At 63.1% G+C, this 22,167-nt stretch carries 22 protein-coding genes and 1 tRNA gene; 15 read left to right on the top strand and 8 right to left on the bottom strand.

The features are described 5' to 3' along the window. Positions 1-117: 117 nt before the first annotated feature. Positions 118-279, bottom strand: coding sequence for a hypothetical protein (locus BBX50_RS30380; RefSeq protein ID WP_201723451.1), 162 nt, complete (start codon positions 277-279; stop codon positions 118-120). A gap of 293 nt (positions 280-572) precedes the next feature. Between BBX50_RS30380 and BBX50_RS03870 the strand changes: the two genes are divergently transcribed. Then, entirely contained in the window at positions 573-1,082 is a 510-nt protein-coding gene (locus tag BBX50_RS03870) for a hypothetical protein (protein ID WP_065774005.1), read from the top strand. An 81-nt stretch (positions 1,083-1,163) separates the two neighbouring features. On the opposite strand, the gene BBX50_RS03865 is transcribed toward BBX50_RS03870, so the two are convergent. Further along, positions 1,164-1,253, bottom strand: a tRNA-Ser gene (locus BBX50_RS03865). 293 nt (positions 1,254-1,546) lie between these two features. Between BBX50_RS03865 and rplU the strand changes: the two genes are divergently transcribed. The 4 genes from rplU to BBX50_RS03845 all read left to right on the top strand — a co-directional run bounded on the left by rplU (position 1,547) and on the right by BBX50_RS03845 (position 3,564). Then, the gene (gene rplU / locus BBX50_RS03860) at positions 1,547-1,921 is read left to right on the top strand and encodes a 50S ribosomal protein L21 (RefSeq protein ID WP_057254969.1); all 375 of its coding nucleotides are present in this window, start codon (positions 1,547-1,549) and stop codon (positions 1,919-1,921) included. Between the two features lie 33 nt (positions 1,922-1,954). After that, positions 1,955-2,224, top strand: coding sequence for a 50S ribosomal protein L27 (rpmA, locus tag BBX50_RS03855; RefSeq protein ID WP_037470908.1), 270 nt, complete (start codon positions 1,955-1,957; stop codon positions 2,222-2,224). 126 nt (positions 2,225-2,350) lie between these two features. Beyond that, positions 2,351-2,983 carry a GNAT family protein gene (locus tag BBX50_RS03850; protein WP_065774004.1) on the top strand — a complete coding sequence of 211 codons (633 nt, stop codon included), beginning with the start codon at positions 2,351-2,353 and terminating at the stop codon, positions 2,981-2,983. Continuing rightward, entirely contained in the window at positions 2,980-3,564 is a 585-nt protein-coding gene (locus tag BBX50_RS03845) for a GNAT family N-acetyltransferase (protein WP_065774003.1), read from the top strand. Before BBX50_RS03850 ends, BBX50_RS03845 begins: the two co-directional genes overlap by 4 nt. A gap of 42 nt (positions 3,565-3,606) precedes the next feature. On the opposite strand, the gene BBX50_RS03840 is transcribed toward BBX50_RS03845, so the two are convergent. After that, a complete protein-coding gene (locus BBX50_RS03840) occupies positions 3,607-4,467 on the bottom strand; it encodes an endonuclease/exonuclease/phosphatase family protein (RefSeq protein WP_065774002.1) in 861 nt (286 codons plus the stop codon). Between the two features lie 144 nt (positions 4,468-4,611). Between BBX50_RS03840 and obgE the strand changes: the two genes are divergently transcribed. The 10 genes from obgE to BBX50_RS03790 all read left to right on the top strand — a co-directional run bounded on the left by obgE (position 4,612) and on the right by BBX50_RS03790 (position 14,946). After that, positions 4,612-5,634 carry a GTPase ObgE gene (obgE, locus tag BBX50_RS03835; protein ID WP_065774001.1) on the top strand — a complete coding sequence of 341 codons (1,023 nt, stop codon included), beginning with the start codon at positions 4,612-4,614 and terminating at the stop codon, positions 5,632-5,634. Between the two features lies 1 nt (position 5,635). After that, positions 5,636-6,805: a glutamate 5-kinase gene (gene proB / locus BBX50_RS03830; RefSeq protein ID WP_065774000.1), complete on the top strand. Its 1,170-nt coding sequence runs from the start codon at positions 5,636-5,638 to the stop codon at positions 6,803-6,805. After that, positions 6,798-8,081 carry a glutamate-5-semialdehyde dehydrogenase gene (locus BBX50_RS03825; RefSeq protein ID WP_065773999.1) on the top strand — a complete coding sequence of 428 codons (1,284 nt, stop codon included), beginning with the start codon at positions 6,798-6,800 and terminating at the stop codon, positions 8,079-8,081. The genes proB and BBX50_RS03825 overlap by 8 nt, the downstream gene beginning before the upstream one ends. Before the next feature lie 16 nt (positions 8,082-8,097). After that, on the top strand, positions 8,098-8,703 hold the full coding sequence (locus BBX50_RS03820; RefSeq protein ID WP_083213529.1) for a nicotinate-nucleotide adenylyltransferase: 606 nt from the start codon (positions 8,098-8,100) through the stop codon (positions 8,701-8,703). Between the two features lie 102 nt (positions 8,704-8,805). After that, on the top strand, positions 8,806-9,237 hold the full coding sequence (gene rsfS / locus BBX50_RS03815) for a ribosome silencing factor (protein WP_065774121.1): 432 nt from the start codon (positions 8,806-8,808) through the stop codon (positions 9,235-9,237). Positions 9,238-9,398: 161 nt separating this feature from the next. Further along, positions 9,399-9,881: a 23S rRNA (pseudouridine(1915)-N(3))-methyltransferase RlmH gene (rlmH, locus tag BBX50_RS03810; protein WP_065773998.1), complete on the top strand. Its 483-nt coding sequence runs from the start codon at positions 9,399-9,401 to the stop codon at positions 9,879-9,881. A gap of 132 nt (positions 9,882-10,013) precedes the next feature. Next, positions 10,014-11,444, top strand: a complete 1,431-nt coding sequence (locus tag BBX50_RS03805; protein ID WP_065773997.1) for a murein hydrolase activator EnvC — start codon at positions 10,014-10,016, stop codon at positions 11,442-11,444. Beyond that, the gene (locus BBX50_RS03800; RefSeq protein ID WP_065773996.1) at positions 11,434-12,756 is read left to right on the top strand and encodes a S41 family peptidase; all 1,323 of its coding nucleotides are present in this window, start codon (positions 11,434-11,436) and stop codon (positions 12,754-12,756) included. Before BBX50_RS03805 ends, BBX50_RS03800 begins: the two co-directional genes overlap by 11 nt. 343 nt (positions 12,757-13,099) lie before the next feature. Then, positions 13,100-14,317: a divergent polysaccharide deacetylase family protein gene (locus tag BBX50_RS03795; RefSeq protein WP_065773995.1), complete on the top strand. Its 1,218-nt coding sequence runs from the start codon at positions 13,100-13,102 to the stop codon at positions 14,315-14,317. Between the two features lie 107 nt (positions 14,318-14,424). Beyond that, positions 14,425-14,946 carry an RNA pyrophosphohydrolase gene (locus BBX50_RS03790; RefSeq protein ID WP_065773994.1) on the top strand — a complete coding sequence of 174 codons (522 nt, stop codon included), beginning with the start codon at positions 14,425-14,427 and terminating at the stop codon, positions 14,944-14,946. A gap of 75 nt (positions 14,947-15,021) precedes the next feature. Here the strand turns inward: BBX50_RS03790 and bfr are convergent, their stop codons facing one another. The 5 genes from bfr to BBX50_RS30200 form a co-directional block, all read right to left on the bottom strand. Further along, positions 15,022-15,513, bottom strand: coding sequence for a bacterioferritin (gene bfr / locus BBX50_RS03785; protein ID WP_034802698.1), 492 nt, complete (start codon positions 15,511-15,513; stop codon positions 15,022-15,024). Beyond that, positions 15,479-15,790, bottom strand: a complete 312-nt coding sequence (locus BBX50_RS03780; RefSeq protein ID WP_065774120.1) for a (2Fe-2S)-binding protein — start codon at positions 15,788-15,790, stop codon at positions 15,479-15,481. The genes bfr and BBX50_RS03780 overlap by 35 nt, the downstream gene beginning before the upstream one ends. A 527-nt stretch (positions 15,791-16,317) precedes the next feature. Continuing rightward, the gene (locus BBX50_RS03775; protein WP_065773993.1) at positions 16,318-19,671 is read right to left on the bottom strand and encodes an error-prone DNA polymerase; all 3,354 of its coding nucleotides are present in this window, start codon (positions 19,669-19,671) and stop codon (positions 16,318-16,320) included. Next, positions 19,668-21,221, bottom strand: a complete 1,554-nt coding sequence (locus BBX50_RS03770) for a DNA polymerase Y family protein (RefSeq protein ID WP_244515116.1) — start codon at positions 21,219-21,221, stop codon at positions 19,668-19,670. The genes BBX50_RS03775 and BBX50_RS03770 overlap by 4 nt, the downstream gene beginning before the upstream one ends. After that, positions 21,136-22,089, bottom strand: coding sequence for a hypothetical protein (locus BBX50_RS30200; protein ID WP_065788370.1), 954 nt, complete (start codon positions 22,087-22,089; stop codon positions 21,136-21,138). The genes BBX50_RS03770 and BBX50_RS30200 overlap by 86 nt, the downstream gene beginning before the upstream one ends. Positions 22,090-22,167: the final 78 nt, after the last annotated feature.

Here is a 22,167-nt window from a genome sequence, read left to right as displayed (position 1 = left end):
GACCCGTCGCCATCCTGGCGCCGGGCGCCGATCCGAAAACGCAGACCGGCTTCAATTCGCCTGTGAGAGTGAAGGCGCGGTGGCGGCACGTTCAGCGACCGGACAGGAGGCAGCGCCTCAGTGCATCGTCTCGCCGGCAATCTCGTCGCTCAAGATACGGAAGGCGTCTTCAAGCGCTGCGACCAGCGCGTCGGTCAGCTCGTCGCCGTCGTTGTTGGCGAGGTAGAGAGCGACCATCGAATCCGACGGATCGCGGTAATGTTCGATATCGTTTGACATATCATTGTCCTTCATTCGCCGTGTCACATCCCGGCCGTTGATGTGACGATAGGCGAAGGGACTTGCGTAAAGCTGGCGCAAAGCAACGCATCATTTTCACTGGCATCTCTATAGGGTCGAACACGCCACAAGAACAGAAGACATCCCCGCTCTGCCCAGGGCCTGCCGAAGATGGCGGCATTGGCGCAGCTCCCGCCATGCACGCCGCTGCCACGGACATTTTGCGCGGACAGACCATTTTAGATTTGCAGGTTTATGCGATAGAGCACGCCAAACGATTATTGGAAGCGAGCATGCCGAAGAAACCGAAGCGCGACGCCGCCGATCACCTCCAGCGCCTCAAGCTCGACTTCCCCGAGATCCACGCGGATCTCGCAGCCGGCCGGATCCCATCCTTGCGCAAGGCGCTGATCCTGGCTGGGTTGAAGACCGAACGGACACGTCTCGACAAGCTGAAGAACTCCTGGAGCAAGGCGAGCATGAGCGAGCGCCAGGCTTTTCTCGCCTGGCTGGGGACGCATGGCGGCAGCGAGGCGGCCGATCTCGGCGCCGGCGCCGAATCACCGCCTTCGCGCCGCGCAACGCCGGCGATAGCCAGCGGCCGCTACCTGCACCCCGAAACGATCACCGAGATCAGAACAATCATGAACCGCCGCCGGATGCGGCCCAACGCCATCATGGCCGAGATGGGCTTTGCCGCCGACGACATGGCCCTGACGCGCGCTCTCGCCAAGGGCGCGAGCCTGCGGCTGTCGGTCATTGCCGCCCTGGAGATTTGGCTGCGGGAAAACAGAGAGGCTTAGGCCGCGAGCCGCGCGAAGGCGAACGCAGAACGCACGCGGACTTGGCCGATGTTTTCTGCTTCGGGACTTATAAGGAGAATATGGCGGAGAGGGTGGGATTCGAACCCACGGTACGGTTGCCCGTACGCCGCATTTCGAGTGCGGTGCTTTCGACCACTCAGCCACCTCTCCGCTTTGCTGGTCGGCGCTTGTTCGGCGCGGTCGGGTTCATAGCGGCAGATTCGGGTGCTGGCAAGGGCCTGTTTGAAGAATATGTAACGGCCCCGTTGCTTTCAGCTTGACACACGCGCGCAAATCCTTGTAATCCGCGCAATGAAGTGGTGTGGCCTAGCTACACCGCATCGGGTGTGATTTGCGCCCATTCACCGGTGGATATCCAAAAGGAGCTCCACTCAACTGTCGACTGACAAAAAGACGGCCTTGCCTTCGGGTAGAGAGCCGGATCGAACATGAAAGGATAAAAAATGTTCGCAGTCATCAAGACCGGCGGTAAGCAGTACCGCGTGGCCGCCAACGACGTCCTCACCATCGAAAAGCTGGAAGGCGTTGCAGGCGACAAGATCGAATTCACCGAGATCCTGATGGTCGGCGTTGGCGCCGATGCAACCATCGGCGCTCCGTTTGTCGAAGGCGCCGTCGTCAGCGCGGAAGTTGTTGAGCAGGGTCGCGCCAAGAAGGTCATCGCCTTCAAGAAGCGTCGCCGCCAGAACTCCAAGCGCTCGCGCGGTCACCGCCAGCACCAGACGACCGTCCGCATCCTGGACATCGCTGCTGCCGGTGGCAAGGCGAAGAAGGCTTCGAAGAAGACCGAAGCTGCCGCTGAAGCCGCTGCAAACTGAGTTCAGGGATCTAAGGTTTAAAGGAGAACACCAATGGCACACAAAAAAGCTGGCGGTTCGTCGCGCAACGGTCGCGATTCTGAGTCCAAGCGCCTTGGCGTGAAGAAGTTCGGCGGCGAAAACGTCGTTGCAGGCAACATCATCGTGCGCCAGCGCGGCACGAAGTGGCATCCGGGCGCCAATGTCGGCCTCGGCAAGGACCACACGATTTTTGCACTCACGGCCGGCAATGTGGACTTCCGTACGAAGGCCAATGGCCGCGTGTACGTGTCTGTAATGCCGAAAGCCGAAGCAGCGGAATAAGCCGGTAGCGCTCTAAAACAGCCGGCGTCTCATCGACCCGGCTGACGCACCTGATGGTTCCAAGCCAGACTTCAAAGGGGAGATGGGGCAATACCCAACTCCCCTTTTTCGTTTCTGGAGGAAACCATGCAAACCGAGTTGTTGAGGGAAGACCAATCCCGGTCTCCCGAGCAAAGGCTGAGGCCCCAACGGTCAAGGACCGATTGCCCGATATTGTTGTCACCCCGGCTCGTTCTGCGCGCCCCTCATGAAGACGATATCGACGCCCTTGCCCATCTTGCCAACAATGCCAATGTCGCGACCATGGTTTCGCGCATGCCGCACCCGTATACGACGGCCGATGCCGCCGACTTCGTGCGACGCGCGAAAGCCGGCACGATTGGCAAGTGCGTCTACGCGATTACCAAGGCGGACAATGGCGCATTTCTCGGTTGCTGCGGTATCGAGCCGCATCCGGATGGCAAGACGGCGGAACTCGGCTATTGGCTGGGCGAGCCTTACTGGAACCAGGGTTATGCCACCGAGGCCTCCCAGGTCCTGACGGACATGGCCTTCCGCACCCGCGACATCGACCAGATCGATGCGCGCTGCCGGGTCATGAATCTGGCGTCCCGCCGGGTTATCCAGAAGTGCGGCTTCCAGTTCCAGGGCAGCGGCATGGTCGGCAGCCTGGCGCTCGGCGGCTCGATCGCCGTCGAATGGTACCGGCTCGACCGCAAGACCTGGGTCTCCTTGAGAAGCTGGGGAGGCATGCGATGAACGCGCTCGTTTCCGAACGTCAGCGGGTCGTTGCCCGCCCCGGCCCCGGGCCCTGCCCGGTCATCGAGACGAAGCGTCTTGTCCTGCGCCCGCACCGGCGGAATGATGCCGAGCCAATTGCCCAGTCGCTCGGCGATTTCCAGGTCGCGCGCATGCTTGCGCGCGTTCCGGCGCCCTACGACCTGCAGGACGCACTCGACTGGCTGACCGCGCAGACCTCAGGCCTGACCCCCGACTGGACGCTCGCCATCACGTCAGGCGACGACGTGCATATCGGCTGCATCGGCATCGAGCTCAGACACGGTCAATGGCATGTCGGCTACTGGCTGAACCGCTTTTACTGGGGCAAGGGCTTTGCCTCGGAGGCGGTCTATGCCGCGGTCGAGCGCTTCTTCCGGCGCATGCCCGAAACGACGCTCCATTCCGGCGTCTTTGCCGATAATCCGGGCTCGCTGAAGGTGCAGGAGAAGATCGGCTTCAGGGTCACAGGCTGCGCCCAAGTCTATGCGCTCGCCCGCAACGCCATGGTCGCGCATATCGAAACGCGACTGACGGCAGCGGACCTGCATCGACCGCACTAAAGGAAATCCCCCCCCGCGAAACTCACCTTCGCGGGGGATTTTTCATGCAAGCGTGAAACCGACGGGCAAGTGGTCGGAGCCCTTGGCCTCATAGTCGGTCCAGGCGTCTTGAAGACGCGGCACGAGACCGGCGCTTAAGAAACAATAGTCGAGATGCATGCGTTTTTCGGGGTTTTCGGGATGGATCCAGCTATAGCTTTGCGGCGTCAGCCGGCCGAGATGAGCGAGCGCATCGACCGGGTTCTCAAGCCGCAGCGAGCGACCGTAGAAGGCATCACGCGCGCCCACCATGGCACAGTACTCCGGCGTCTCCGGCTGCATGTTGAAATCGCCCATGACGACGAAATCCTCCGGATGCGGCGGCTCGGCAAGGCCGAAGTCGGCCGCCCCGGTGATCGCGCCGCCCTCAAGCGGATAGCCGAGCAGCCGGTCCTTCAGGTAGCGGATCTGGGCGATGCGCTCGGCCGGCAGCACGTGATCGAGATGCACGGAATAGACCCTGAGCGGCCCGCCCGGCATGGCGATCAGCGCTTCGGTCGCGCCGCGCTGCAGGTTCATCGGGCTGATCGTACGGGTGCGCGGCAGGAGGATCAGCCGCGTCGAAAGGATCGGCCAGCGCGACAGGATCATGTTTCCGAACTGGAAGCGGCGGCTGACGGCGCGGCCGCCCTCGATCGCCGAGCCAATGTCGACATCGCAGGGCGCGTGAAAGGCAGAGAAATGACCGGGAAACAGTCCTTCGAACCGTGCGACGAGATCGACATGATCGTTGCGGTGAAAGCCGCGCGTCACTTCCTGCAGCGCGATGATGTCGGCGCCTTCGAGCGTGGCGGCGATGCGCTCGGGATCGAAACGGCCGTCAAGACCGATGCCGTATTGGATGTTGTAGCTGACGAACCGCACGATATTCTTTGACCTCCGAATAAACCGCCTATATCGATGGCGGCAAATTAAAGCGGGATGAGGAAAAGTGTATGCGGTTTTCCGCCCGCATCCCGCTCACACCGTGAACTAACCGCGCACTTACTCCGAACAGATGGCAGCCAAATGAAATTTCTCGACGAAACGAAAGTCTATATCCGCTCCGGCGACGGCGGCGCAGGCGCCGTCTCGTTCCGGCGCGAGAAGTTCATCGAGTTCGGCGGACCGGACGGCGGCGACGGCGGCCGCGGCGGCGACGTCTGGGTGGAGGCGGTCAACGGCCTCAACACGCTGATCGATTTCCGTTATCAGCAGCATTTCAAGGCCAAGACCGGCCAGCACGGCATGGGCCGCAACCGCACCGGCGCCGGTGGCGGCGACGTGACGCTGAAGGTGCCGGTCGGCACGCAGATCTTCGAGGAAGACAACGAGACGCTGATCGTCGACATGGTGGCCGAGGGCCAGCGCTACCGGCTTGCCGCCGGCGGCAATGGCGGCTTCGGCAACGCGCACTTCAGGTCCTCCACCAACCAGGCGCCGAACTGGGCCAATCCGGGTCTCGAAGGCGACGAAAAGACCCTCTGGCTGCGGTTGAAGCTGATCGCCGACGCAGGCCTCGTCGGCCTGCCGAATGCCGGCAAGTCGACCTTCCTTGCGGCCTGCACCCGCGCCCGACCGAAGATCGCCAACTATCCCTTCACCACGCTCCATCCCAATCTCGGCGTCGCCACCATCGACGGCAACGAATTCATCATCGCCGATATTCCGGGCCTCATCGAAGGCGCGCATGAAGGGGTCGGCATCGGTGACCGTTTCCTCGGCCATGTCGAGCGCACTCGCGTGCTGCTCCATCTCGTTTCGGCGCAGGAAGAAGATGTCGCCAAGGCCTATAAGACCGTGAAGCACGAGCTCGAAGCCTATGGTGGCGGCCTCGAAGACAAGCCGCAGATCGTTGCGCTGTCGCAGATCGACGTGCTCGACGAGGACGAGCTGAAGGTGAAGGCCAAGGCGCTGGCGAAGGCCTGCGGCGAAGAGCCCCTTCTGTTGTCCGCTGCCGTCGGCAAGGGCATGACCGAAGCGCTGAGGGCACTGCGCAGCGTCATCGTCGCCGCCAAAGCAGGCGAAGGCTTCAGCGAGGAGAACGCCTGAGATGACCAAGACCCGCAAGCCGCTTCAAAAGTATCGCCGGGTCGTCATCAAGATTGGGTCGGCCCTGTTGGTCGACCGCGCGACAGGGCTGAAGAAAGCCTGGCTCGACGCCATGTGCGCCGATATCGCCGGCCTCAGGGCCAAGGGCGTCGAAGTGCTGGTCGTTTCCTCGGGTGCGATCGCGCTTGGTCGCACGGTGCTCAACCTGCCGGCGGGTGCCCTGAAGCTGGAAGAGAGCCAGGCGGCTGCCGCCGTCGGCCAGATTGCGCTGGCGCGCGCCTGGTCGGAGAGCCTGTCGACCGATGCCATCGTTGCCGGGCAGGTACTGCTGACCTTGGGCGATACCGAGGAGCGCCGCCGCTATCTCAACGCCCGTGCCACCATCAACCAGCTGCTGAAGCTCGGCGCCGTGCCGATCATCAACGAGAACGACACGGTCGCGACCACCGAAATCCGCTACGGTGACAATGATCGCCTCGCCGCCCGCGTCGCCACCATGGTCGGTGCCGACCTGCTGGTGTTGCTCTCCGATATCGACGGGCTCTATACCGCCCCGCCGCATCTCGACCCGAACGCCCGTTTCCTCGAAACGATCGCCGAGATCACGCCCGAGATCGAGGCCATGGCCGGCGGCGCTGCATCGGAGCTTTCACGCGGCGGCATGCGCACCAAGATCGATGCCGGCAAAATTGCGACGACGGCCGGCTGCGCCATGATCATCGCCTCCGGCAAACCTGACCATCCGCTGGCCGCGATCGAAGAGGGCGCCCGCTCCTCCTGGTTCGCGCCATCAGGCTCGCCGGTGACCGCGCGCAAGACCTGGATTGCCGGGCAATTGCTGCCGGCCGGGACGCTCGCCGTCGATGCCGGTGCCGAAGAGGCGCTGCGCTCCGGCAAGAGCCTGCTGCCCGCCGGCGTGCGCGACGTCACCGGCAGCTTCAGCCGCGGCGACACCATCGCCATTCTGGGCACCTCCGGTCGCGAGATCGCCCGTGGTCTCGCCGGTTACGATGCCGACGAGGCCCGCCAGATCGCCGGCAAGAAATCGGCGGAGATTGCCGCGATCCTCGGCTATGCCGGCCGCGCCGCCATGGTGCACCGCGACGATATGGTGATGACCGGAAAACGCGCCCAGGAACAGGGCAGCCGGAAGGATGAGATCCATGCTTGACGAGGTGAAGAACAAGGGCGACGTCGAGAGCGTCATGCTGGAGATCGGCCGCAGGGCCAAGGCCGCCAGCCGACCACTCGCCGTCGCCAGCGCCGAGCGCAAGCACGCCGCCCTCATCGCCATGGCCGACGCGATCGTCGCGCGCATGGACGAGATCCTCGCCGCCAACGCGATCGACCTCGAAAATGCCCGCGAAACTGGTGTCGCCAGCGCCTTCATCGACCGCCTGACGCTGACTGAAGGCCGCATCCGCGACATGGCGAACGGCATCCGCGCGATTGCCGAATTCAAGGACCCGGTCGGCGACGTGATTGCCGAATGGGATCGGCCGAATGGCCTGCACATCGAGCGCGTGCGCACGCCGCTCGGCGTCATCGGTGTCATCTATGAAAGCCGGCCCAATGTGACGGCGGACGCTGGCGCACTCTGCCTGAAGGCCGGCAATGCCGTGATCCTGCGCGGTGGCTCGGACAGCTTCCATTCCTCGGGTGCAATCCATGCCTGCCTGGTCGAGGGGCTGAAGGCGGCCGGCCTGCCCGAGCATGCCATCCAGATGGTGCCGGTCGCCGACCGTGCCGCCGTCGGCGCCATGCTTTCCGGCCTCGCCGGCGCGATCGACGTCATCGTGCCGCGCGGCGGAAAGAGCCTCGTTGCCCGCGTTCAGAACGAGGCGCGTGTCCCGGTCTTCGCCCACCTCGAGGGCCTCTGCCATATCTATGTCGACGCTTCGGCCGATCTCGCCATGGCGGAAAAGATCGTCGTCAACGCCAAGATGCGCCGCACCGGCATCTGCGGCGCCGCCGAAACGCTTTTGATCGACCGGAACGATGCCGAGCGGCTGGCAAAACCGCTGTTGAAAGCGTTGCTCGCGGCCGGTTGCGAAGTGCGCGTATCGGAAGACCTCGCCGGCGCGGCCGATGGTCTGAAGGCCGCAACTGACGAGGACTGGGCGACCGAATATCTCGACGCCATTATCTCAGTGAAGCTGGTGGACGGCATTTCCGGCGCGATCGAGCACATCAGCACTTGGTCATCGGCTCATACCGAAGCCGTCATCGCCGAGAATGCTCAGGTGGTCGAGCGCTTCTTTGCGGAGATTGATTCCGCGATCCTTTTGCACAACGCCTCGACCCAGTTTGCCGATGGCGGCGAGTTCGGCATGGGCGGCGAAATCGGCATTGCCACCGGCAAGATGCACGCCCGCGGCCCGGTCGGCGTCGAGCAATTGACCTCCTTCAAGTATCGGGTGCGTGGTGCTGGACAGGTCAGGCCCTGAAGTGACGACGGGCAAGGTGAATGCCCGCTACCTGCGCATGCCCCATGTCGAAAGCGGCATGATGGTGGGCCTCTTCGGCGGATCCTTCAATCCGCCGCATGACGGTCATGTGCTGGTTGCCGATACGGCGATCCAGCGCCTCGGGCTCGACCAGCTCTGGTGGATGGTCACTCCCGGCAACCCGCTCAAGGATCACAACAATCTGGCGCCGCTCGCCGACCGCATCGCCATGAGCGAAAGGCTCGCGCGTAACCCGCGCATCAAGGTGACGGCCTTCGAGCAGGCGCTCGGTCAGAGCTACACCGCCCGCACGCTCGAAATCGTGCAGGCGCGCAACCGCGATATTCGCTTCGTCTGGATCATGGGCGCCGACAATCTGAAGAGTTTCCACCGCTGGCAGAACTGGCAGAAGATCGCCCGCACCTTCCCGATCGCCGTCATTGACCGGCCGGGCTCGACGCTTGCCTATCTCTCCTCGCGCATGGCGAAAACCTTCGATTATGCCCGTATAGATGAGGACGACGCACGCCGCCTCGCCTTCCACCCGGCCCCGGCCTGGACCTTCATTCACGGGCCTCGCTCGTCGATGAGCTCCACAGCACTTCGCACCGGCGGACTATGATTTCCTGGGAATCAGTTCTGCTGTCTTGAAACCGCTACGGTTTGATGCCTACATTCATGGACGGTTCGATCTTTGTTCGAATCGGAAGTGCCTGTTCTGTTCATGTGGAAAGGAAAGACCCTGACAACAGCACACGCCAAGGGATATGCGGTCTCCGCATTCCCGCGCAGCACGGGATCGAGCGACGAAGCCGCTGTCCGTGCGCTTCAACTGGTCCTCGAAAGCCTAGAGGACTCGAAGGCAGAGAATATCGTCAGCATCAACATTGCCGGAAAGTCGGCGCTGGGAGACTTCATGGTCGTTGTCTCCGGGCGATCGAACAGGCATGTGATGGCCATTGCCGATCACCTGACGACCGACCTGAAAGACGGGGGCTTTGGCAATGCCCGTGTCGAAGGTCTGGAAGGCGGTGACTGGGTGCTGATCGACACCGGTGATGTGATCGTTCACATTTTCCGACCGGAGATTCGGGAGTTCTACAACATCGAAAAGATGTGGGCGGCTCCTGAAATCGAGGACGGCACCCTGCATTGAGACCGACCGGGTCGCCGCGCAGCTGAATGCCGGACGAGCCGAGTTGCGGTCATGCATGAATTTGAAGGGCTGGCGCCGCCTTGAGCGGCGTTGTCAGCCGGAAGTTTGTTGCGACTGATCGAGCTTTGCCCGGTCCAGCGCGAGCGGGAACGGATAGGGCCATGCGTATCGGACTTTTCGCAGTCGGCCGCCTGAAGGCGGGGCCGGAAAAGGATCTCGCGGCCCGTTATCTCGACCGCTTCTCCAAGGCCGGTCCGGCGATCGGCCTCGAGCTCTCCCGCGTCGTCGAAGTCAACGAGAGCCGGGCGACGAATGCGGACACGCGCAAACGCGAGGAGGCGGCCCAGCTTGAAAAGGCGCTCGCCGACGGCAGCCTGCTCGTGCTTTTGGACGAGCGCGGCAAGGCGCTCGATTCCGAAGGCTTCGCGTCGCTCCTCGGTACGTTCCGCGACGGCGGCAAGCGGGACCTGATGATTGCGATCGGCGGAGCCGATGGTCTCGACCCGAGCCTGCATGCCCGCGCCAATGCGGTGCTCAACCTTGGAAAGATGACCTGGCCGCACCAGCTCGTGCGCATCCTGATCGCCGAGCAGCTGTACCGCGCGGTGACCATTCTCTCGGGCCATCCCTATCACCGCGTCTAATCCGGGCTTCGGTCTTGCGCCCGCATGTCGCGTCGCACGGTAACACGCGGCGATAACGAGAATATGCTTGGTCGCGCGCGCCAAATCAGATTAGGCTTTTTGCTCATATTTTCGGATGGACGCACGCGACGGATGACGCGCCAGGGCAAGGCCAGCGTTTTCAGCATAAGAAGAGGCGACGCAGGGCGGCCTGGCCGCAGAGCGGCGCTTTTTGCGCTTGCGCTTGCGATCGGCCTGCCGGCGGGCGCCCAGGATGCGCCGTCTCCTGCCGCCTCGATGGCCGGCCAGGAACAGGGGCCGCCGGATCCTGCTGCGGATCTCACGCTTCGCCGCAACAGCACGCGCAGCGAGCTCGACGCACTCTCCAGGACCATCACGCTTTCACAGGAGCGCGCCGACGCGCTCACCGCAACCATTGCCGAGATCGACAAGAGCAACGAGGCCCTGCGCGTCGCGATCGTCGATTCCGCCAGGAAGCGCCAGGAGCTGGAGCAGCAGATCGTCGACGGCGAGAAGAAGCTGAGTGACCTGCGCACCAAGGAGGACACGGTTCGCCGGTCGTTGCGATCGCGGCGCGGTGTGCTTGCCGAAGTGCTTGCCGCCCTGCAGCGGATGGGGCGCAACCCGCCGCCGGCAATCCTGGTCACCCCGGAGGACGCGCTCGCCTCGGTACGCAGCGCCATCCTGCTTGGTGCCGTCGTGCCCGGCCTGCGCAAGGAAACCGAAAACCTGGTGGCCGACCTCAAGGCGCTCGCCGACATCCGCGCCGGCATCGACAAGCAGCGCGAAGACCTGACGGCGGCGATGACGGCCAATGTCGAAGAAGAGCGGCGCATGGCGATGCTGGTCGCCGAGAAAGAGAAGCTGCGCCAGACGAGCGCCGGCGAGCTTGCTGCCGAGCAGCGCAAGGCGCAGGAACTCGCCGCCCAGGCTACCAATCTGCAAGGTCTGATCGGTTCGCTCGAGAGCCAGATCGCCTCCGTTCGCGACGCCGCCGAGGCAGCCCGCGCCCAGGAGGAAGAGCGCCGGCGCATGAGTGAGGCCGAGCGCGAGGCGGCGCGGGAACTGGCCCGCAGCGCCGTGCCTGACAAAAACCGCATTGCCCCCGCATATGTGTTTTCGGAGCTGAGGAACAAGCTTGCCTATCCGGCCGCTGGATCGCTGTTGCGTAAATTCGGCGATGCAGACGGCACAGGGCACTCCCTGCAAGGGATCATGTTGGAAACCAATCCCGGCGCGCTGGTGACTGCGCCGTCAGATGGCTGGATCGTCTATGCAGGCAATTTCCGCAGTTATGGGCAGATGATCATTCTCAACCCGGGTGACGGCTACCACGTCGTGCTCTCGGGCATGGAGAAGGTGAGCGTCCAGCCCGGACAGTTTGTCGTGGCCGGCGAACCGCTGGCGACGATGGGAGCAAAAAGAGTGGCAAGCGCAGCGGCCTTGGCGCTGGAAACCGATCGGCCGACGCTTTACATTGAATTCCGGAAAGACGGTAAACCGGTTGATTCCCGACCGTGGTGGACCGCAGCAGAGGTTGGAAAGGCGCGAAATGATACGTAGGGCTTCACTTGTTCTGGTCGGGGCGCTGATGGGCGCGACCGCGATGGGCGTGGTTTATTCGGCCGTCGTTCCGGCCGTCGCGGCCAATACCTCGACCTATCGCGAACTTGCTATTTTCGGCGACGTGTTCGAGCGCGTGCGCGCGCAATACGTGACGCCGCCGCAGGACGACAAGCTGATCGAGAACGCCATCAACGGCATGCTCTCCTCGCTCGACCCGCATTCGAGCTACATGAACTCGGCCGACGCCGAGGACATGCGCACCCAGACCCGCGGTGAGTTCGGCGGCCTCGGCATCGAAGTCACGATGGAAGACGACCTCGTCAAGGTGACGAGCCCGATCGACGACACGCCTGCTGCGCGCGCCGGTGTACTGGCCGGCGACTTTATCTCGAAGATCGACGGTCAGGATGTGCGCGGCCTGAAGCTGGAAGACGCCGTCGAGAAGATGCGCGGCGCCGTCGGCACCCCGATCAAGCTGACCATCCTGCGCAAGGGCGCCGACAAGCCGATCGACCTGACGATCGTTCGCGACGTCATCGCCGTTCGCGCCGTCAAGTTCCGCACCGAAGGCGATGTCGGCTATCTGCGCGTCATCTCCTTCACCGAGAAGACCTATGACGACCTGAAGAAGGGCATCGAGAAGATCAAGTCGGAAGTGCCGGCCGACAAGCTCAAGGGCTATGTCCTCGACCTGCGCCTCAATCCGGGTGGCCTGCTCGATCAGGCGATCAACGTCTCCGACGCTTTCCTGGAGCGCGGTGAAGTCGTTTCGACCCGCGGCCGCAACCCGGATGAAACCCGCCGCTTCAACGCGACCCCGGGTGACCTGACCGACGGCAAGCCTGTGATCGTTCTCGTCAACGGCGGTTCGGCTTCGGCTTCGGAAATCGTCGCCGGCGCCCTGCAGGATCTGAAGCGCGCGACCGTGCTCGGCACGCGCTCCTTCGGCAAGGGCTCGGTCCAGACGATCATTCCGCTCGGCGAAGCCGGCGCGCTGCGTCTGACGACGGCGCTCTACTACACGCCGTCGGGCAAATCGATCCAGGGCACGGGCATCTCGCCCGACATCAAGGTCGAACAGCCGCTGCCGCCCGAACTGCTCGGCAAGGTCGAGGCTCAGGGCGAATCCGACCTGCGTGGCCACATCCAGGGCCAGAGCGAAACCGACGAAGGCTCGGGCTCGGTTGCCTATGTGCCACCGGAAACGAAGGACGATCTGCAGCTCAACTACGCACTCGACCTGCTGCGTGGCAAGAAGACCGATCCGACCTTCCCGGCCAATCCGGAACAGGCACAGCTCAAGAAGTAAATCTGCCTAGGCAGCAAAGAGAGCGCCGCATGTTCAATCGAACATGCGGCGCTTTCCGTTTGACCGGATGCCTGTGCTGGCCGATGCACTGGTCAACCCTTCGCCACTAAATTATAGGGTTAGCAGGCGCCGCCGTGGCGACTGATTCTCTACAGCGTCGCGCGTCTTTTTGGACGCGCAAAGGCCGTAGAAGTTTGAGTTGGTGGATGTTTCTAGCCTTGAATCGGAGGCGATCTAAGGAAACATGCAGTAGGCACGGTTGCGCTAAGGGGGAGGATCGGGCGAAGCGTCTTGGCGTCGACCTCACTCTGGCGGCAACATTACAGCTCGACCGAGGCTCCGTTTGGGAACTGATCTCAATGCTCCGCTCGGCCAGAACCGGCGGGCAAAGCCAGCGGCGAAGCGCACCCCTCCGCGCTTGCTCGGGCTTACCCTTCTTGGCCTTTGTGGCGCCGCCGTTGTCGGGCTGTCCCTCTGGGGTTCTCTTTCGCCCGACGGGCTGAGGCGCATCCCGTCGCCGGCGGCCGTGACGGCCGAGAGCGCGAAAGATGCGGACGGCAAGACACAGAAAGCTGCCAATGGCCAATCGGGCGCCGGCGATAACGGAACGATGGCGCCTGGAACCGCCTATTCCGGCGCCAATGTCGAGCGCACAATCACGGACGATGGCTCCACCGTCACCACGTTTTCGCCGCGCAGCCGTGACGGCAAGGGCCCAGCTCTGATCAATGTTGGCCCGATCCGCGGCCAGGATCCGCGCATGGCGGCCATGCCCAACGACGCCCTGCTGGAAGATAGCCCGGCCGGGCGGCTGCCGATCATCGGCCCCGATGGGTTGCGCCCGATGGATCAGTACGCTCGCCCCTGGTCCGGTGCGCGTGGCACGCGCGTCGCGCTCGTGGTCGGCGGGCTCGGCCTCAGCCAGACCGGAACCCAGAAGGCGATTCGCGACCTGCCGGCCGACATAACGCTTGGCTTTGCCACAGCCGGAAACAGCCTGCAGCGCTGGATGCAGGAGGCACGCCGCAGCGGCCATGAGATCCTGCTGCAGGTGCCGATGGAGCCGTTCGACTACCCGGCGAACGACCCAGGCCCCAATGCCCTGCGCGTCGGTCCTTCCGCCAAGAAGAACCTTGCGGAGCTGCATGAAAACCTCGCGGAGATCACCAACTACACCGGCATCATGAACTATCTCGGCGGCCGCTTCCTGTCCGATGCCGACGCGCTGGAACCGGTCATGCGCGACCTTGGCAAGCGCGGCTTGCTGTTCCTGGACGACGGCACCTCGGCACAATCTCTCTCGGGCAAGCTCGCCGATGCCTTCGACGTGCCGCACGGCTTTGCCGATCTGACGCTCGACACCGAACTCAGCCGCGGTGCAATCCTGAAGAAGCTCGACGAGCTCGAGCGCATTGCACGGCGTAACGGCAGCGCCATCGGCGTCGCCTCGGCCTTTGACGAAAGCGTCGGCGCGATTGCCACTTGGGTGACTGAAGCGCAGGGGCGCGGCATCGAGATTGTCGGCGTTTCCGCGCTCGTCAAGGATCCGCAACAAAACTAAAGTAATTCCAGCAACAGTGTGAAGCGGTTTTCCGTCTGGAATTGCGTCATTTCAAAGAGTTAGATTGCAGCCGCGCGCGTGGTTTGATCGGAAAGGAAGAGCAGCCGATGAGCAAGGACAAGAAACTGAGACCGGAGGATCTTCCCTATCGCCCCTGTGTCGGGGTTATGGTGCTGAATCGCGCGGGCCTCGTCTGGGCCGGACATCGCATCGCTGTCGGCAACTCGGAGTATGACGGCTCGCCGCAGCGCTGGCAGATGCCGCAGGGCGGCATCGACAAGGACGAGGATCCGCTGAAGGCCGCCTATCGCGAACTCTACGAGGAGACCGGCATGCGCACGGTCTCCCTGCTCGCGGAAGCCTCCGGCTGGATCAACTACGACCTGCCCGAACATCTGATCGGCATCGGCCTCAAGGGCAAGTATCGCGGCCAGACGCAGCGCTGGTATGCCTTCCGCTTCGAGGGCGAGGAGAGCGAGATCGCCATCAATCCGCCGCCGGGCGGCCACGACCCGGAATTCGACGCCTGGGAGTGGAAGCCGATGCGCGACCTGCCGGAACTGATCGTGCCGTTCAAGCGCAAGGTCTATGAGGAGGTCGTCTCGGCCTTCGCGCATCTGGCGGCGTAAGCTGAACCTGGCAGTCACAGATACAAAAAGGCCGGCGAAATCGCCGGCCCTTGTTTTTGGAAAGCCGCGCTGAGCTTAGTCGGCTTCGGCCTCATTGGCCGGCGCGGCATTGAGCTGGCCGTATTTCTCTTCGCCGATCTTGTCGAGCAGCTCGAGCTGGGTTTCGAGGAAGTCGATATGGCCTTCTTCGTCGGCGAGCAGCTCTTCGAAGAGCTTCATGGAGACATAGTCTCCGGCGGCATGACAGATGTCGCGGGATTTCTTGTAGGCGGTGCGGGCGTCGTATTCGCCGGCGAGATCCGCCTTCAGCACTTCCTTGACGTTCTGGCCGATGCGCAACGGCGCAACCGTCTGCAGATTGGGGTGGCCTTCGAGGAAGATGATGCGGGCAACAAGCTTGTCCGCGTGCTGCATTTCCTCGATGGATTCGGCGCGCTCCTTCTTGGCGAGAAGCGTGTAACCCCAGTCTTCGAGGAGGCGGTAGTGCAGCCAATACTGGTTGACGGCACCGAGTTCGAGATAGAGCGCTTCGTTAAGCTGCTCGATGACTTTTTTGTCGCCTTTCAAGGTCCGCCCTCCGATTGTCCTCATGGAATTGTCTGAGGCGGGCCATGAAATCAAATATCTCTGCGTCCGTCGAGTCGCGGTGCGCGTGATATTGCTCGGTGGTGCGGATGATGATGTCGACGACATTGGGGAAACAGCCGCAGCAGCGGCCGCGTTTTTCCATCGCGTGATAGACTTTCGCCGGCACGATCAACTGCCAGCAGTCCTCGTTAAGGAGGCCGACGATCACGTCCTCGATCTCTTTTTCCGTGATGAAATTGCAGCTGCAAACCAGCATGTCGTCTCGCCTGTCGTACGCAACGCCCTGTATTAGCGCATAAAGCAAAACAGGATATTTAGTGTCAACAAAAAACTCCGTGAGCGGAAGTTGCAGGCGGATTAGAACAACTCTAAACTTGACAAAAAGTTTCGTGTTTTCAGAATTTTAGCGAAATATGGATGACTATTCCTGCGAGCAATGGGGCAGGCACGCCGCCGCCCTCCTGCGACATTTTTACACACCTTTTTCCAGAAGGCCCGACGCATCAGATGGCCGACACGGCCCCGCTTCACCGGCGATGGAACGCAGATCCTGACCTCCCTGATGTCGGGGACCACGCGGAACAAGACCTCCCTGAAAACGGATGCGCAGAAGTGTCGGATGCCCCACAGGGGGATATTCACTCGGTTCGATGCCCGGGCAGCTTTGCGCCTCCAGCAGCAAGCGGTGCGCTGGAGCCCCTTGCGTTCATAGGAAGGCACTCAGGATGGTCTTCTCATTGATTCTAAAGTATTTTCCTGCCGCAAGCGGTGAGGCAGAATGCTCTAGTGGAAATTGCGCCCTTTCGGCATGACGTCAGCCACCTCTTCCGTTACCGGCTCCGGGCTGCCGCGGGGACGTCGCGCCATTGTCAGATGCAGATCGCCCTGTGCCTTCTTCTCTCGCGCATCGCCGGTCGATCTCAGCGCCTCGTCGGCACGCTCGCTCGCGCCGAAACGGCGCGCTTCCTTGCGCAACAGTCCGAGCATCGGCGTGATGTCCTCGATGTGTTCGGCAACCACGTGGATGACACTGCTTTCGCGCTGGAGCCGGCCGCGGATCTTGACCAGGCGCGCACCCATGACCACCGGCCGATAGGCCGCAAACACTTTTGGCCAGACGATCGCGTTGGCAACACCCGTCTCGTCCTCGATGGTCATGAAAATCACGCCCTTGGCCGAGCCCGGACGTTGGCGAACGAGCACCAGCCCGGCGACCGTGATCCGCCGTCCGACCGGGGCAGTCGCAAGCGCGCGGCTCGGCACGATTCCCTGTTCGGAAAGCTGCGATCTCAGGAAGGAAACCGGATGCGCCTTCAGCGAGAAGGAGAGATAGCGATAGTCGTTGATCACCTGCTCGCCCGGCAGCATCTCCGGCAACTCCACGGTCGGCTCCGGCCGCAGGTCCTCCTGTGCCTTCAGATCGAAGAGCGGCAGCCGCTCTGCCGCACTCTTTTCATCGAGCGCCTTTACCGCCCAGAGCGCCTTGCGGCGATCAAGCCCGATCGAACGGAAGGCATCCGCATCGGCAAGCCGCTCAAGTGCGGAACGCGACAGTCCCGAGCGCAGCCAGAGATCGCGCACCGTTGCGTAGCCGGCGCCCCTATTGGCAACGAGCCTGTCCTCGATCTCCTCTTGGCGCAGCCCCTTGATCGAGTTGAAGCCAAGCCGCATCGCCTTGTCAGTCCTGATCACCTCCTCCATCTCGCGATGCCGCGGTTCGATGGCGCCCTTGTCGAGATCTCCCGCTTCGAGGTCGGAATCCCAGACCGAATGGTTGATATCGACCGGCCGCACCCGGACCCCATGCTCCCTTGCATCGCGCACCAATTGACCGGGCGCGTAAAAGCCCATCGGCTGCGAGTTGAGGAGCGCGGCACAGAAGACATCCGGGTAATAGGTCTTCAGCCAGGATGAGACATAGACGAGCAGCGCGAAGGACGCGGCATGGCTTTCGGGAAAGCCATATTCGCCGAAGCCCTCGATCTGCTTGAAGCAGCGCTCGGCAAAGTCCCTGTCATAGCCGTTCTTGACCATGCCCTCGATCATCTTCTCATGGAAGGTATGGATGGTGCCGGTGCGCTTGAAGGTCGCCATCGCCCGCCGTAGCCGGTCGGCCTCGCTGGGCGAAAAACCGGCGGCGGTGATGGCGATCTGCATCGCCTGCTCCTGGAACAAGGGCACGCCAAGCGTCCGCTTCAGCACGGCCTCCAATTCAGGGCTTGGATATTCGATAGGGATATTCGAAGCATCCTGCTCCCGCCGTTTCAGATAGGGATGCACCATGTTGCCCTGGATCGGCCCCGGCCGGACGATCGCCACCTCGATGACGAGATCATAGAATTTCCTGGGCTTCAGCCGCGGCAGCATGCTCATCTGCGCGCGGCTCTCGATCTGGAAGACGCCGATCGTATCGGCCCGGCAGATCATGTCGTAGACGGCATCCTGATGATCCTTGAAGAGCTGATGCAGGTTTTTCTGCACATCGTAATGTCGGTCGAGAAGCTCGAAGGCGCGAGCGATGCAGGTGAGCATGCCGAGCGCCAGCACGTCGATCTTCAGGATCTTCAGCGTGTCGAGATCGTCCTTGTCCCACTCGATCATGTAGCGGTCTGGCATCGCCGTGTTCATGATCGGCACCACCTCGTCGAGCCTATCTCGAGTGATCACGAAGCCGCCGACATGCTGGGAGAGGTGGCGCGGGAAGCTCATCAGCTCGGTGGCGTAATCGAGCACCTTCACGGTCGTCGGGTCCTTCGTGTCGAGTCCGGCGGCCTGCGCCTCTCGTTCCGAGAGATCCGCGACCGACCAGCCCCAGACCGATCCGGCGAGCGCCGATTGCACGTCCTCGGAAAAACCGAAGGCCTTGGCGGTCTCACGCCCGGCCGAGCGCGCCCGGTAGCTGATGACGGCAGCCGTCAGACCCGCATGCTCCTTGCCGTAGGTGCGATAGATGTGCTGGATCACCTCTTCCCGCTTCTCATGCTCGAAATCGACGTCGATGTCCGGCGGCTCGTCCCGCTCGGTCGAGAGGAAGCGATCGAAGAGCAGGGTGGTCGAAAGCGGATCAACTTCGGTGATGCCCAGGCAATAACAGACGGTGGAATTCGCCGCCGAACCGCGACCCTGGCACAGAATATGAGCGCTGCGCGCAAACGCCATGATATTACGCACCGTCAGGAAGTAGGGCTCGTAACGCTTGCCCGCGATCAGTTCGAGCTCGTACTCGATCTGCGTCGAAACCTTTTCTGGAATCTCCCCGGGATACCGCTCGCGCGCGCCGTCCATGGTCAGCCGCCGCAGGGTCTGCGTCGGCGTCTCGCCCGGAATGCTTTCATCCGGATATTGATATTCGAGATCCGACAGCGAGAACTTCAGACGCCGGAAGAAGTGCCCGGTATTGGCGATCGCTTCCGGATAGTCGCGGAAGATGCGCGCCATTTCGGCAGGGGTCTTCAAATGCCGTTCGGCATTGGCGTGCAACCGATAACCGGCCGCAGCGATCGTCACATGCTCGCGGATGGCGGTGACGACATCGGCGAGCGGCCGCCGGGCAGCGGCATGAAACAGCGGACTGTTGGTGGCGACGAGCTTGACCGTCGCATGGCGGGCGATGGTCGCAAGCCCGGCAAAGGCCAACTGGTCGAAGCCGTCATAGCGCGGCACCAGCGCCAGATGGAGCCGGTCGGCAAAATGCGGCTCCAGGCGCTTGAGGAAGTCGGCAAGCAGGGTTGCCTCCGGCGCGCCGATCACGGGATCGGGCAGCACGACAAGCAACAAGTCCTCGCCCCATTCGATGAGATCGGTCTCGTAGAGCGTACAGGTGCCCTTCCTGGCGCGCAGGTTTCCGGCACTCAGCATGCGGCAGAGATTGCCCCAGCCACGGCGATTTAAGGGATAGGCAAGCACGTCAGGCAGATCTTCGGTGAAAGAGAGCCGCGCGCCCGGCTGGAACGGATATTTTTCCACCTTGGCCTGCGCATGGGCGCGCACCACGCCGGCAACCGTATTGCGGTCGGCAATGCCAAGGCCAGCAATGCCGAGGCGGCTGGCTGCGACGACCATCTCGCCCGGATGGGAGGCACCTTCGAGGAAGGAGAAATTCGACCAGGCGCCGATCTCGAAATAAGGGGTGCTCATGCGAAGACTCCATGCATGAACCAGCGCGGTGGGGCACCAACACCATAATGGCCCTCGCGAAACAGCCAGAACCGCCGGCCACGCTCGTCTTCCACCCGGAAATAATCACGCTCCATCGCCGGCTCGCCATCGAGCCACCATTCGCCGGCAATCCGCTCCGGCCCTTCGGCACGCGCAATGCGGTGCAACGTGCGGCGCCAGCGGAAACTTCGGGGCGGTCCCTCCGGCACCTCAGCCACGGCTTCCACCGGCTCGGGGCTCGGAAAGAGCCGCTGCGGCCGGGCCATCACCGCAAGCAGAGGCGCGGGAATGTTTTCCGCCGACCCCACGGCCTGGCCCATGAGCGCCAGATCCGTCAGCGGGCGAAAGCTTGCCGCCCGTTCCGGCACGTGGCTTTCCGAGAGAGCCGGTACCATGAGGCTTTCTGCCCCGAACCTCGCCATCACCCGGTCGGCAAAGGCCGCCAACGGACGCTCGCGATCCGGCGTGCCGGAAAAATCCTCCTGCATCACCTCGTATTTCTCGCTTTTCGGCACCGAGAGCCTGAGGATCTCGAAACCAAAGCCGGCATCGAGGTCCTCATGCACGGCCTGCAGGCGCTCGCGGAAAAGCCCGGCGACACGCCGCGGCTCGTTGAGGGGCGAGGACGTGCCGGCGGCGATGCGGAAGACCGCGCCATCGACACGGAAGAGCAGAAGCTCGAACAGGCGACCGCCCTCGCCGCGTTTTTCCAGTTCCGGCTTCAGCCGGGTTGCCAGTTGCTCCGTCAGGCCCAAAATATCGTCTTCGCCCTGAACCGGCTCGCCGAGGCGGCGCTCCACGGAGAGGGCAGCGACAGGCAGCCGCGGCGACAGCGGTTCGTCCTCCCGTCCGAGCGCCTGATCGAGGCGCAGAAGCAAAGTCGCACCGAACCGGCGGGCAAGCGGCGCGCGCGGCGCTTCGATAATGTCGCCAATCTGCTTGAGCCCGACCCGGCCAAGCGTTTCGATCGTCTCTTGCGGCAACCTGAGAGCTGCCATCGGCAATGGCGCCAGCACCCGTGCCGCCTCATCCGGAGCGATGACGCCTTCGGAGCTGAAGCGCGCCACCGCCCAGGAAAGCCCGGCAGACGAGGAGATCGCCGCCCGGGCCTCGACCCCTAGGTGAAAGAGGCGCGCGAGCAGATCATCGAGCAGCGCCTTTTCCCCGCCGAGAAGATGGGCACAGCCGGTAATATCGAGAAAGAGGCCGCTATCGCCATCGAGCGCGACGAGCGGTGTGTAGCGACAGCACCAATCCGCAAGGCCTGCAAGCAGCGCCCGATCGGCAGCGGGATCGGCTGGCAGCACATCGATCTCGGGGCACATGGCCCGGGCTTCGGCAACGCCCTGGCCAATGTGAAACCCACGCTTCTCGGCGAAACCGTCAAGCGCGACGAGGCGCATCGCGCTCTTCACCTTGTCGGCAAAGACGACGGGCGGATGCTCAGGACGCCCGCGGGAAAGCCACGAGTTCCCCCAGCGCTTGCGGGCGACCCGATCGGCCGGAAGATGCGGAAAGGCGAGCGACAGAATGCGCTGGTTCTGGATCTGCCGCAGCAGCGGCTGGTAGGAGCTCGACGGGGTAAAGGCGGCGGTCATGGGGGTTCCACTCCAGCAGGAAGCCGAGCGGCGCAGGAGCCCTGCTCTTCTCGGCGATGACATGAAAGACCGGATGGCCGATGCTGCCGCGAAGCATCGATCCATCCGGTAGTGGGCGCTCGCGCGCCGGCGACGGCTCGACGAGGAAGCGAAAGAAGGCGCTGCTGGCCTCCTCGTGTCCGGATTGGCGCAAAAGCAGAAGGGGAATGCGCCCTGCGCGTGAGCGGACATGCATGCGCCGGCTCTCGCTGAGCGCAAGGGCGCCAGGGTTGCCGCGAATTTCCAGAATGACGGCGCAGAAGCTCGGGACGGAAAGCGCGGCTTCAGCGATCCACAGCGCGTCCTTCACCGTGCGCGGCAGGCTGAAGACAAGACCTCGGACATCGAGCCCGTAGGCCTTGAGGCCGAGCCCATAGGGCAGGCCCGCTTCGGTGGAGGCGAGCGACTGACTGATCCAGAGAATGGGGGCCGCCGGCTCGCCTTCTTTAAGGCGTGCCTGCTGGCAGAGCACGCTGAGCGCTGCGGCAAAGCCGGCGGCAGCGCCGGCATCGCGGGTCTCGGCATTGCGGATTTCCGTCATGCCTTCAAGCGGCAGCCCGCCTTCGAGAAGGTCGTCCAGATCCGGAACGCCGAGCGCAAGCGCCCGGCGGCCGGGCTCATCTTCCTCACGCTGACGGAAGCCGCCGGGATCGGCCGCCTTGGCGGCCCGCACGACGCCCGGAAGCCGGCGGTTTTCGATCCTGGTTATGGTCTCTCGGAGCGAAAGTACCGTCTCCCGCTGCACGGCTTTGTCGGCCATGACGGTCAACTCCCATCAAATGTTCATGTTATGTTCTAATAGATTCCAGAGCTTCCTAATGGAGTCAACAGCCAATTA

Origin of the sequence: Ensifer sp. LC11 (assembly GCF_001695835.1) — a bacterium.
Lineage (GTDB): Bacteria > Pseudomonadota > Alphaproteobacteria > Rhizobiales > Rhizobiaceae > Ensifer.
Note: the sequence above shows the minus strand (reverse complement) of the source record. Positions and strands in the feature narration are given on the sequence as shown.